Annotated in this window: 10 protein-coding genes; 2 read left to right on the top strand and 8 right to left on the bottom strand. The window is 65.3% G+C overall.

All coding sequences use genetic code 11. The features are described from left to right. Positions 1–148: 148 nt before the first annotated feature. The 7 genes from ACZ1JC_RS10335 to ACZ1JC_RS10305 all read right to left on the bottom strand — a co-directional run bounded on the left by ACZ1JC_RS10335 (position 149) and on the right by ACZ1JC_RS10305 (position 7,979). Positions 149–817 carry a GAP family protein gene (locus tag ACZ1JC_RS10335; protein WP_465136943.1) on the bottom strand — a complete coding sequence of 223 codons (669 nt, stop codon included), beginning with the start codon at positions 815–817 and terminating at the stop codon, positions 149–151. 64 nt (positions 818–881) lie between these two features. Further along, complete coding sequence (locus ACZ1JC_RS10330; protein ID WP_465136944.1) at positions 882–2,396, bottom strand: arylsulfatase; 1,515 nt, start codon at positions 2,394–2,396, stop codon at positions 882–884. A gap of 124 nt (positions 2,397–2,520) precedes the next feature. Beyond that, on the bottom strand, positions 2,521–3,969 hold the full coding sequence (locus ACZ1JC_RS10325) for an ATP-binding protein (protein ID WP_465136945.1): 1,449 nt from the start codon (positions 3,967–3,969) through the stop codon (positions 2,521–2,523). Positions 3,970–3,983: 14 nt separating this feature from the next. Continuing rightward, positions 3,984–4,718 (bottom strand): response regulator, encoded by a 735-nt coding sequence (locus ACZ1JC_RS10320; protein WP_465136946.1) that lies wholly within the window; start codon positions 4,716–4,718, stop codon positions 3,984–3,986. 21 nt (positions 4,719–4,739) lie between these two features. Further along, complete coding sequence (locus ACZ1JC_RS10315) at positions 4,740–5,327, bottom strand: EF-hand domain-containing protein (RefSeq protein WP_465138628.1); 588 nt, start codon at positions 5,325–5,327, stop codon at positions 4,740–4,742. A gap of 351 nt (positions 5,328–5,678) precedes the next feature. Next, positions 5,679–6,080 carry a cupin domain-containing protein gene (locus tag ACZ1JC_RS10310; protein ID WP_465136947.1) on the bottom strand — a complete coding sequence of 134 codons (402 nt, stop codon included), beginning with the start codon at positions 6,078–6,080 and terminating at the stop codon, positions 5,679–5,681. Positions 6,081–6,146: 66 nt separating this feature from the next. Further along, a complete protein-coding gene (locus tag ACZ1JC_RS10305; RefSeq protein WP_465136948.1) occupies positions 6,147–7,979 on the bottom strand; it encodes an aminopeptidase P family protein in 1,833 nt (610 codons plus the stop codon). 373 nt (positions 7,980–8,352) lie between these two features. On the opposite strand from ACZ1JC_RS10305, the gene ACZ1JC_RS10300 reads away from it, so the two are divergent. Next, positions 8,353–10,434 carry a S9 family peptidase gene (locus ACZ1JC_RS10300; protein WP_465136949.1) on the top strand — a complete coding sequence of 694 codons (2,082 nt, stop codon included), beginning with the start codon at positions 8,353–8,355 and terminating at the stop codon, positions 10,432–10,434. Next, positions 10,431–10,829 carry an acyl-CoA thioesterase gene (locus ACZ1JC_RS10295; protein WP_465148413.1) on the top strand — a complete coding sequence of 133 codons (399 nt, stop codon included), beginning with the start codon at positions 10,431–10,433 and terminating at the stop codon, positions 10,827–10,829. Before ACZ1JC_RS10300 ends, ACZ1JC_RS10295 begins: the two co-directional genes overlap by 4 nt. Here the strand turns inward: ACZ1JC_RS10295 and ACZ1JC_RS10290 are convergent. Next, on the bottom strand, positions 10,816–12,471 hold the full coding sequence (locus ACZ1JC_RS10290; RefSeq protein ID WP_465136951.1) for a sensor domain-containing diguanylate cyclase: 1,656 nt from the start codon (positions 12,469–12,471) through the stop codon (positions 10,816–10,818). The genes ACZ1JC_RS10295 and ACZ1JC_RS10290 overlap by 14 nt on opposite strands. Positions 12,472–12,516: the final 45 nt, after the last annotated feature.

Below are 12,516 nucleotides of genomic sequence, written 5' to 3'. Positions count from 1 at the left end.
TTTTTGAGGCGGCACCGGCCCGCTCCCCCACCCTACCACCCGCAGGATACTACCGATGGGTGGTAGGGTGGGGGAGAGGGCCGGTGCCGCAAAATTCGCATTTCGCGAATTTTCAAACGGTCTCTAAGTGCCGCGGGCCAGATTCGCCTTACAAAGTGAGTGACGAAACCCCTTTGCCGAACATCATGGCCCCCACGATCAGCAGCAGCACTGCCATGACCGCTGCGTTATGCTGGGTGAGCCAGTCACGCATCTCGTCAAGCCAAGGCCGCACCCGTTCCCGAGCCACGAAATAGCCGATCACAGGCACGACTACGGTGCTCGCAGCAATCAGCACATAGACCAGGCAAACGAGGGCAGCCTGGCCCGCCGGAAGCCGGAATTGACCGAAGGCCACGCCTGCCGCGATACCGACGGTCAAATTCTTGGGATTCGCCGCATAGATGCCGAACCCCAGTCCGCCGGCCGCGAACGGGCCCATCTTCTCCACGGCTTCAAGCCAGTGGGGAAGCTGGGCGGTCTCGCCCCGGCGCGGCCGGGCCCGCCATTCTTTCCACGCAAGAAACAGCAGGCCGGCGCCAAGAGCCATTTTCACCGCCGCGACAATCCCGCTGCCGCCTTTTCCGAAACCGAGCCCGGCCAGGCTGCCGAACAGGATCAAGGCTGCCGCGATGGCGATCATCCACCCTACCAGGAAAGCCGGAGCCGACATCGAGGCATTGGGCGACATCAGCAGCACGATCATGGCGATGATCGGCAGCGGGCTGATCGACACGCCGACCGCCAAGGGTAGCAATTCACCGATCGCCTCCAGCAACTGCGCCCCTCCTCAAACCGGTGTGCACCGGGCAGCGACAACACGCCGCCCGGTGCCGATCTTGCTAGTCGTGACCCTTGCTCATGAACTGTTCGACCACGTTCGACATGTCGAAGCTCTTGCCGCCCTGTACCGGCGGATACTTCGCGAGCGTCGTAAGGTGATCCTTCATCAGTTCGCCCAGCACGCTCGTCTGCCACGAGACTTTCTGGAGCAGGTGGCCGTAGGAGTCGGAATTGTCGTAGCTTTCGAAGGGATCCATGCGGATGTTGAACACCAGCGGCTTCGAGCGGCCGATCATGTTTCCGTAATAGTCCTCGTTGGTCGAGAAGTGCCATTTCCACGGGCCCATCCGCATCGCTGTCAACTTGGACTCGTTGTAGTGGAACACGTGGTTTCTCGCGGATTCCTCGGCTTTGCCCAGCCAGTAGTCGAGATTGTCGATACCATCGATGTACTGGTTCTTTTCGGAAAGGACCTTCCCTTGCACATCGTCCACACCGGCCGCCTTGGCTAGCGTGGTGAACATGTCCTGATGGCATTGAATGCCGTTCTTGAGCTGCAACGGCTCGATCACGCCTGGCCAGCGCAGCATCGAAATGACCCGTACGCCGCCCTCGTAGGTCGTCATTTTCTCGCCGCGCCACGGCGTCGTCGCGCCATGCGGCCAGGACGAATGCTCGGGGCCATTATCAGTCGAGTACCAGACGATCGTGTCTTCCTCGAGGCCGTTCTCCTTCAGCCAGTCGAGCACGATACCCACGTCGTGATCGTGCTGCAGCATGCCCGATCCGTGAAGATCGGCTTCCGAGGTGTATTTCTCGGCCGCGTAGCGCCACTTGTCGTTGAGACGGGTGTAGAGGTGCATGCGACTGGTGTTGAGCCAAACGAAGAACGGCTCGTCCGCATCCTTCGCGTTCTTCATGAATTCGAGCGCGGGCGGGATGAATTCCTTCTCGTCCACCTCGTGCATGCGTTCCTGATGCAGCGGCCCGGTATCGACGATCTTCTGCTTGCCGATCTTGCCGAAGCGCGGATCCTCGGTCGGATCGTCGACATCGGTGGCCCAGCTGTGGATCACGCCGCGCGCGCCGAACTTCTCTTCGTAGGCCTCCAGGCTTCCCGCATAGGCCTTGGCGAAGTTCTGGTAGTCGCGCTGCTCGTCCTCCTCCGAGACGTTGAGGTGATAGAGGTTGCCGAAGAACTCGTCGAAGCCGTGATTGGTCGGCAAGTGCTCATTGCGGTCGCCGAGATGGCTTTTGCCGAAATGGCCGGTGCGATAACCCACTTCCTTGAGCACTTCGGCGAGGCAGGGCGAGGCCGGTTGCAGGCCGAGCGGATCGCCCGGCTGGCCCACGGTAACCATGCCGGAACGGATCGGATATTGGCCGGTGATGAAAGCTGCACGGCCGGCCGTGCAGCTTTGCTGGGCATAGTGATCGGTGAAGCGGATCCCTTCATAGCCGACGCGATCGATGTTGGGCGTCGTGTAGCCCATCGTGCCCATGCCGTAAGCGCTGACATTCTGCCAGCCGATGTCGTCACCCCAGATCACGAGAATATTGGGTCGCTTCGCCATGGTCTGCTCCGGTTGCGAACTTAGAAGGATGCCGCAGAGATAGTCCGGACCGCTTCGGGCAGGGCATTGGGGAAAGTCAGGAGATGCCGGGGGGATCATCCCCCAGGACTTCTCTTGTCTTCTTTTAACCGACCGGCAGTTCGACTTTCGCCCTCAGGCCTTCGACTGTTCCGTCCGCTGCCATCCGGTTCGCCAGCACCAGCGCGCCGCCGTGCTGTTCGGCAATCGCGCGGGCTAGCGCGAGGCCGAGGCCGGCACCGCCGGTAGCGCTGTTGCGCGACGGGTCGCCGCGCGTGAAGGGGTTCATCATCGCGTGGATCTGGTCTTCGGCGATGCCGGGGCCGTCGTCGTCGATCACGATCACGGCGGTGCGGCCTTCACGCGACAGCGAGACGCGGGCGCGGTCGCCGTAGCGCAGGGCATTGCCGATCAGGTTGCGCAGCGCGCGGCGGATCCAGGTGGGGCGCAGTTCCAGCGCAATGCGTTCGGTGTCGCCCACTTCGACGGGTTCGCCCATGTCCTCGTATTCCTCGATCACCGAGAACATCAGGGCGGAGAGTTCGGTGCGTTCCAGCGGGTCGCTTGGGCGGCCGACGCGGGCGAGCGAGAGGATGTCGTCCAGAGTGCGGACGATATCCTCGATCGTGGTTGCCATACGGCCGCGCTCGACATCGTCGGAAACCGATTCGATGCGTACCCGCAGGGCTGCCAGCGGCGTCTTGAGGTCATGCCCGATGGCGCCCAGCATCACGTCCTTCTCGTCCAGCAGGGCGGCGATGCGTGATTCCATGGCGTTGTGGGCGACGATCAGCCGCTGCATGTCCTCCGGGCCGGAGGGCGGCAACTGGCCGTCGAGGTCCTGCGTGCTGGCGAATCGTTCGAGGCGGCGGGTCAGCGCGGCCAGCGGCCGGGTGATGCGGCGCAGGATCAGCGTAACCGCGACCATCAGCACCGCGTAGATGCTCAGGGTCTGGATCAGGATCGGGCCGAGCAGCACGTTTTCGGGGCGCGGCGCGCGCACGCGGGCGACGATCCAGCTGCTATCCTCCGCCGTGCGGACGCCCACCACCATCAGGTTGGAGCGCATCAGCCCGGAAGTCTCGTCCGGAGAGAGGCCATAACTGGCAGCGCGGCGCATCAAACCGCGGCGGGCATAGCGGTCGTGCCCCGCGGCGCGGTGGACGACGACGACATCGTGGACCGCGAAATCCTGATCGGCGAGGATCTTGGCCAGATCCGCTTCCGCCTCGGCATCGCGCGCCTCACCCGCCATCGCCGGGGAGCTGGTGCTGTATTCGAGGTGATAGCCCTTCGGCGGCGGCCCCGAAAGCGGGCCGGGCGAATCGCCGCGCGGGCCGTTCTGGTGGCGCATGATCCCCCGGGGGCCGCGCGTTTCCATGATCAGGCGGAACACGGCGGCATTGAGCATGCCCGCCTCGTACCCCTCACGCTGGGCGCGATAGACCAGGAAGGCGCCGAGGCCCTGCACCAGCAGCAGCGCGGCGGCGACGGCCAGCAGCATCTGGCCCATCAGGCTGTGGGGCCGGGGTAAACGCGGGCGGAGAGAGGTCATGCGGGTGCGCGCTTTCACTCCGCCGGGGCGGCCATGCGGCGCACGTCGGCGGCCAGCATGTAGCCGCCGCCCCACACCGTCTGGATCAGTTGCGGATTGCGGGAATCGACCTCGATCTTGCGGCGCAGGCGGCTCACCTGATTGTCCACGGCGCGGTCGAACAGATGCGCCTCGCGGCCCTGCACCATGTCCAGCAGGCGGTCGCGGTTGAGCACTTGCCGGGGGTGTTCCAGGAACGCCATCAGCAGGCGGAATTCGACCGAGGAGATGGCGACCGAGGCGCCTTCGGCATCGGTAAGGCGGCGCTTCAGCGGATCGAGCTGCCAGCTTTCGAAGACGAAGACTTCGTTCTCCGGCGCGGCGGCGGCGGTGCGGTTGGCGCGGCGCAGCACGCTGCGGATGCGGGCCACCAGTTCGCGCGGTTCGAACGGTTTCACCACATAGTCGTCGGCGCCGATTTCCAGCCCGACGATGCGGTCGGTCGCCTCGCCTCGCGCGGTGAGGAAGATCACCGGCACGTCCTGCGTCTCCACCAGATGGCGGCAGAGCGAGAGGCCGTCCTCGCCGGGCATCATGATGTCCAGCAGGACAAGATCGGGCTTCTCGTCGCGCAGCAGGCTGCGGGCCTCGGCGGCGCTCTGGGCCTGACTTACGGCAAACCCCTGGCGCGAGAGGTACTCGGCCAGGGGTTCTCTGAGTGCCGCCTCGTCATCGACGAGGAGCAGGCGGACAGGTGTGGTATCGGTCATCGCTATCCGTTCGAACGGGACTTATTTTGCCGGCGTGGATGCCGGCGGGGGCGGAGCGCTGCCCTCGGGCGGGCCGCGGCGTTCGGTGCGCATCTTCTGATGGGCGGCCTGACGCTCTTCCTTGGTGACCTGGCCGTCATGGTTGGTGTCCATCGCGTCGAAGCGCTTCATGGCGGCGGCCATGAACTCGGCCTTGGTGACGGAGCGGTCACCGTCCGCATCGGCCATGCCGTACATGTCACCAGGGCCGCGTCCACCCCAGTGGCCGGGGCCACCGCGTCCGGGGCCGCGCATCGGGCCGTGCTTGCCGGGCGCGCCGGCAGGGGGCGCGGCGCCTTCGGGCGGGGGCGGCATGTCGGGACGGCTTTCGGGGCCACCGCGGTGCCAATCCTTCGGACCGCGATCGGCCATGAATTCAGCCTTGGAAATCGTGCCGTCGTTGTTGGTGTCCAGCCGCTTGAACTGCTCTTCGCGCATCTGGGTGCGACGGGCGTCACGGTCGGCCTGATCGATCTTGCCGTCCTTGTTGACGTCAAGCCGGGCGAACTGGGCTTCGGCGGCGGCTTGCGCTTCGGCGCGGGTGATCGTGCCGTCACCATTGGCATCCATGCGGAAATCTCCCCCGCGCGGCGGAGGGGGCGGTGAGGAGGGCGTTTGCGCACAGGCAACGCCGCCAATGGCGAGCGCTGCGGCGGAAAGACCGATGGCGAGCTTGGTCAGGCGGTGGGTCATCTTGTTTCTCGACTCTTCCGTCAAAAGCGGCCCGTCGGCGATACGGCGCCGGTACGAAGGCGAAAGCCACGGGGCAAGGGAAGGGAGGGGGAAGATTTGCCCCGCGGCTTTCATGGCTTGTTCTACCCGGTGCTTGTCGCGCAGTTGTGCCGCCGTCCTGATTTATTGTCGTCAATTGTCACAGGTTTGGACTTGTGTTCAGCCGGATGCAAGCTTCGGCCTCCCTCTCTAGCGCGGACGGTTCTGCGTGCCTTCGCCCGCCGTCACGAACAGCGCGGATACCGGCCCGGCAACATCGGCCGTATGCCATGCGCCGGGGGGATTGATGGCATATTGGCCCGGGCCGATCGTCACGGTCCGCTCGGTCCCGTCGCGCAGCTGCTGGTGCAGGGTGATTTCGCCGGAAAGGCAGACGACCAGTTCGTCGCCGGCGGGATGCATCTCCCACGAATCCCAGCTTTCGGAAAAGTCGTACATTGACACCAGCCGCCCTTCGGCACCGTCCGCCGCAGTGCGCGCGGAGTAGGCGGTGTACCATTCCATGCCGGTAAAGGCGGGCTGGGCTTCGGCTCTGGCGCCAAGGCCAAGGTGGACCGGATGGGTCCTCAGGTCATGAACGGGATTGGTCATCGGCGCTTCCTTCCGGCAATGCGCTTGCCGGAAGGAAGCTACCGCTGCGGCAGTCCCGCTACAAGGTTAGAGAGCGGCGCACTGCGCTTCCAGCCACGCCAGCGTCGCCGCGTCCTCGGGCGCGGAAAGCTGCGGGCCGATCACCTGCAGCACGCGGGCGTGATAGGCGTTCCACCACGCCGTCTCATCCGCCGTGAACAGCGCGGTATCGACCAGGCGGCGCTCGATCGGCGCGAAAGTGAGCGTTTCGAAGCCGTAGTATTCGCCGTCCGCACCGGGGAACTCGCGCTTTTCGACCAGCACGAGGTTTTCGATGCGGATGCCGTATTCGCCGGCCTTGTAGTAGCCCGGCTCATCGCTGAGGATCATGCCGGGGATCAGGTCCTGCGCGGTGCCGGCCTGCCCGCCCGCCGACTTGGCGATGCGCTGCGGCCCTTCGTGGACCGAGAGGAAGCTGCCGACGCCATGGCCGGTGCCGTGCGCGTAGTCGAGGCCGACCTGCCACAGGAACTGGCGGGCAAGGGCATCGAGCTGGCTGCCGGAGGTGCCCTTGGGGAAGACCGCGCGGTCGATGGCGATGGTGCCCTTCAGCACGCGGGTGAAGCGGTCCTTCACTTCGGCCAGCGGGGTTCCGTTCCCGATCCACACGGTGCGGGTGATGTCGGTGGTGCCGCAGGGATACTGGCCGCCCGAATCGACGAGGTAGACGCTTTCCGGCTCCAGCGTCAGGCTCGATTCGTCGGACACGCGGTAATGCGGGCTGGCCGCGTTCGGCCCGGCGCCGGAGATCGTGTCGAACGACAGGTCGCGTAGGTCGCCGCAGCGCTGGCGGAATTCCAGCAGTTTGGCCGCCGCGCTCATCTCGGTCACTTCGCCCTTCGGCCCTTCGACCGAGAGCCAGTGGAGGAAGCGGGTCATGGCCACGCCGTCGATCGCCTGCGCATCGCGTTGGCCCTGCTGCTCCACAGCGTTCTTCACCGCCTTGGGCAAGATGGTGGGATCGCGGTTTTCGACCACGGTGGCGCCCGCGGCCTTCAGCGTTTCGAAGATCGCCGCCACCGCATTGTCGGGATCGACCGAGACGCGCTTGCCGGCCAGCTTCTTCAGGCCGGCGACGAAGTCCGCACGCGCCTTCACGGTAACGGCGTTGCCCAGATGCTGGCGCAGTGCGGGCGTCACCTTCTCCTCGGCGATGTAGAGGTCCGCCGTGCCGTCGACATGGGCGACGACGTAGGACAGCGCCACCGGTGTGCGCTCCACATCGGTGCCGCGCAAGTTGAGCAGCCAGGCGATCGAATCGAGTGCGGAGATCACCGTCGCGTCGAGGCCCTGCGCGGTCAGCCATTCGGAAACGGCGGCGCGCTTCGCCTTGCTCGATTCACCGGCGAACTTGTCATCGTGCACTTCGGCCGGCGCGGGGGAGGGGGCGGGCTGGTCCTGCCACACCGCGTCGATCGGGTTGCCGTCCACCGGCACCAGCGTCGCGCCCTTGGCGGCGAGCGCGGCCTGCGCGGCTTCCACCCATTTGGAGCCATGGAGCCAGGCGTCGTAGCCGATCTTCGCACCCTTGGGCGCATTCTCGCCCAGCCAGCGGGCGGCGCTGGTCTGCGGCACGCTTTCATAGGCGTAGAACTTGCCGTCCACCTGCTCGCGCACCTGTAGGGTGTAGCGGCCGTCCACGAACATCGCGGCGGCCGGCGACAGCGTCGAATCGGTCAGCACCACGGCCGTACCGGCCGAACCGCCGAAGCCGGTGAGCCAGGCGAGGCGCTGGGCATAGCCGCCGACATATTCGCTCATATGCTCGTCGGAAATGGGAATCACGAAGCCGTCGAGGCCGCGCGACTTGAGTTCCTGACGCAGGGCATCGAGCCGCGCCTCGTGGGTATTCATCAACATGATCGGGGTATCCGGCTTGCGGGGGTCATGGGCGCAACATAGGACCTGCGGCGCGGAAGGGAAAGCATCGGGGCGGCCAATTGCTGCGCAGAAAGCGGGCCGGAACTACGCGATACGGTTCCATTCAACACCTCGTCGTCCCCGCGAAGGCGGGGACCCCGCTTTTGGCACGCAGCGGCGCAGAGACGTGGTGGGTATCTGCACGATCTCTCCGTGTCTTCGCGTCTCTGCGTGAATCAAGAAAGCGGGGCCCCCGCCTTCGCGGGGGCGACGGGTTTGGTTGCGGAGAACTCGGTGGACGATATCGGCCGCCAGCCATCCATCGACATGCCCGACTCTTCCACTTTCGCGAGGCAGGCCCTAGATCGTGCCCATGGCAGATAGCATCCAGACCCTTGCAGGTCCCCCACAGGCGGCAAAGAAGCCGCACAGCTTCACCCGCCACGGCGTGACCGTCGAGGACGATTACGCATGGCTGCGCGATGCCGGCTATCCCGAAGTCACCGACAAGGAGGTGCTCGCGCATCTTGAGGCCGAGAACCAGTGGTTCGAACACCGCATGGCCGGCCAGCAGGGCAAGATCGACCTGCTGTTCAAGGAAATGCGCGCGCGCATCAAGGAAGCCGACAAGTCGGTGCCGCAGAAGGACGGCGATTACCTCTACTGGATCGAGTTCGAGGAAGGCGCCGAGTACAAGAAGTGGTGGCGGAGGCCCGTCGCTGCCAAGGATGACGGTTCTGCGGACGAGCTGATCCTCGACGAAGTGGCGCTGGCCGAGGGCAAGGACTACTTCAACCTCGGCGCGATCTCCACCAGCGCGGACGGCAAGCTGCTGGCCTATTCGGTGGATGACAACGGCTCCGAACGCTTCACCGCGCGGATCAAGGATCTGACCACCGGCGAGCTGCTGGCGGACGAGATTCCCGGCACGCTGTCGGCATTGGTCTGGGTCGCCGATAACAAGGGCCTCGTCTACTCGCTCGCCAACGAGCAGTGGCGGACGGACAATGCCCGCCTGCACTGGCTGGGCCAGCCGCTGGAAAGCGACGTCGAGCTTTATCACGAGGATGACGAGGGCTTCCGCGTCGGCTCTTCGCTCTCGTCCAACGAGCAGTGGCTGCTGATCGGCACCAGCGATCACGAGACCAGCGAATGCCGCATGGTCCGCGCCGACGATCCGCTGGGCGAGCAGATCCTCGTCAAGCCGCGCCAGAAGGGCGTCGAGTACGATGCCGATGAGCGCGACGGCGTGCTCTACATCCACACCAACGACACGCACGAGAACTTCCGCCTCGCCACGGCCCCGCTTGCCAATCCCGGCGAGTGGACGACGCTGATCGAGGGCACGGACGAATTCTACCTGACCGGCGCCGACCTGTTCCGCGATTTCTATGTGATCGAAGGCCGCCGTGCCGGTCTCGACCAGATCGAAGTGCGGTACTACGATGATCCCGCGCGTGTTGAGCCGATCGCGTTTCCCGAGGCGAGCTATTCGGCGGGCCTTTCGAACAATCCCGAATGGCACGTGACGACGCTGCGCCTGACCTACGAGTCGATGGTCAGCCCTTCGAGCGTCTACGACTATGACGTCGCCGCGCGCACGCTGGACGTGCTGAAGGTTCAGGAAATCCCCTCGGGCTATGACGCTTCGCTCTATGCGACCGAGCGGCTGGAGATCGAGGCGCGGGATGGCACCAAGGTTCCGGTTTCGGTGGTCTATCGCCGTGACCGTCAGGGCGCGGGGCCGCTGCATCTCTATGCCTACGGCGCTTACGGCATCTCGATCGATCCGGGCTTCTCGACCGCGCGGCTCAGCCTTGTCGATCGCGGTTTCGCTTATGCCATTGCGCATATCCGGGGTGGCGACGATCTCGGCCGTGCCTGGTACAAGGCAGGCAAGCTGGAAAAGCGCACCAATACCTTCAACGATTTCGTCGATTGCGCGCGCGGGCTGATCGCGCGCGGCTTTACCGAGGCGGGCAAGATCTCGATCTCGGGCGGATCGGCGGGCGGCGAACTGATGGGCGCGGTGATCAACTCCGATCCCGAGCTGTTCGGCGCGGTGGTGGCGCACGTGCCCTTCGTGGACGTGCTGAACACCATGCTCGATGACAGCCTGCCGCTGACGCCGGGCGAATGGCCGGAATGGGGCAACCCCATCGAGGACAAGGCCGCTTTCGAACTGATCCTCAGCTATTCGCCTTACGATCAGGTTTCGGCGCAGAGCTATCCGCCGCTGATGGTGACCGCCGGCCTCAACGACCCGCGTGTGACCTATTGGGAGCCCGCCAAGTGGGTCGCCAAGCTGCGCGAGGTGAAGACGGATGGCAACGAGCTGATCCTCAAGACCAACATGGGCGCGGGCCACGGCGGCAAATCGGGCCGGTTCGAAAGCCTCAAGGAAACGGCGGAAGAATTCGCCTTCATCCTCTGGCAGCTTGGTGTGGAAACTTGAGCGACCGCTTTTCCATGACCTTTACGGCGACGGCCCATGACATCGACGTCATGGGCCACGTCAACAATGCCGTGTGGGTGCAGTGGATGGAGGCGATCGCGACCTCGCACTGGGAGGCTGATGCCACGCCCGAGCAGGTCGAGAAGTACGTCTGGGTCGTGACCCGGCATGAGATCGACTATCGCGGCAATATCGCCGAGGGCGAGAGCGTGACGGCGGATACCTTCATTCCCGAAGGGCCCACCGGCGCGCGGTTCGACCGGCGTGTGGAGTTCCGCAATCAGGCGGGCAAGGTCATCGTCTCCGCCAAGACGACTTGGGCCATGATCGACAAGCAAACCAGCCGCATCATGCGCGTGCCGCCGGAAGTTTCCGAACGGTTCAGTGCAGGCTGACGACGTTCTGTTCGGGCATGGACGGGCTTTGCGATACGGCTGAGAAGGACTTGCTCTCGGTGCGGTTGCGCCCGGCCGCCTTGGCTTCGTAGAGCAGGCGGTCGCACTTGCGGTAGAGGTCGTTGAAGCGCATCGGCGGCGCGCCGGTGACAAGGCCCATGCTGGCGGTCACCGGCCGGTCGAGCAATGCCACTTCGGCGGCGATGCGCGCGGGGATGGCCTGACGACGGCGTTCCGCGCGCTCGGCCCCGTTCTTGCCGCGCAGCAGCAGCAGGAATTCCTCGCCGCCGATGCGCACGACGACGGTATCCTCGTCCGGCATCAGCGCAATTGCGACGGCGCGCAGCACGGCATCGCCAGTGGCGTGGCCGCGCGTGTCGTTGATCGACTTGAAGTGATCGAGATCGAGCACCGCCATCGTATCGAACCCGTCGAGAACGAGGCGGGTATAGCGATCCTCGAACCCGCGGCGGTTGTAGAGGCCGGTCAGTGGATCGCGCTCGGCCAGGCTTTCCAGCACGCGCGCTTGCGTCAGCGCGCGGTCGCGCTGGTCCTTGATCGCCATGAAGCGGTCCGCCGCGCCCAGCGTGGTCACCAGCACTTCGAAAGCGATCGACAGGTGCTGTTCGGCCATCAGCCCCAGCGGCACCCCGGTCATCCCCAGCATCGAGGCGATGCGCACCACGCCCATGGTCATCAGCGGCGCCCAGCCGACGATCTGGAACCACACCGTGCGGCTCCCGCGCGAGGCGGCGGTGCCCATGGTCCATGCGAGCAGGCCGATGCAGGGCAGGAACGCGGCGTAGTAGACGTTCGCCACGCTGGGCAGCAGGACGCCGCCGGCAAAGACGTAGTAGAGGGAACTGGCGATCGTCCACGGCCCCATCGCGTTCAGCAGCCGGCGATGCCGCCTGTCGAGCATTCCGGGTTCGAGCAGGTGGATGAAGAACCGCGACGCGGCGATGATGATCAGCGCCCAGCTTATCGATGACAGCAGGCTGAGTTGCAGGATCGAGAGTGAGAGGAAGCGGTTGATCAGGCCGCTGGTCACCACGGTCTGCACCAGCATCGCGAAGACGCCCAGCGAATGCCACAGGGGAAAGGGCTGGCGCAGCACGCGGAAGATCGCGAAGTTAAGCACCAGCGGCATCAGCATCAGCCCGCAGAGCGCGGCGAGGATCAGTTCGTGATCGCCCACCCGCGATTCGTCGGGAGCGGGACCGATGGCGATATCCGAAAGCAGCCCCTTGTGGCGCGCTCCGGTGACTTTGACGACATAGGCGGCAACCGGGGCATCGCCCGCCAGATGCGGCAACGCCATGCGCATCGTCCAGGAGGTTTCCGCAAATTGCAGGGCGTCGGTGGGCACATCCAGAGTGGCGCTGGTGCCGTCTGCCGCCAGTGCGGTGATCGACAATTCCCGGTAACGCGTCAGCCGCGTGGTCAGCACATCGCCCGACGTTGTCGCACGGCCGCTCATGTCGATGCGGACGAAGCTGGCCAATTCGCCATCCACCGGCCAACGCACCCTGCCGCAATCCCAGCGAGCCGAGTCGCGCGCGAGATCGGCTGCCGATTCGCTTTCGGGGGCGAGGGCGGTGCAGATCGAACCCGGCGCAAAAGCGCCTGCAGCGGCCGGCACGGCAAAAAGTGCCGCGACTGCCCCTGCAATCGATATCAGAAAGTG

Source organism: Sphingomonas sp. BL-S-28 (assembly GCF_055521515.1).
Note: the sequence above shows the minus strand (reverse complement) of the source record. Positions and strands in the feature narration are given on the sequence as shown.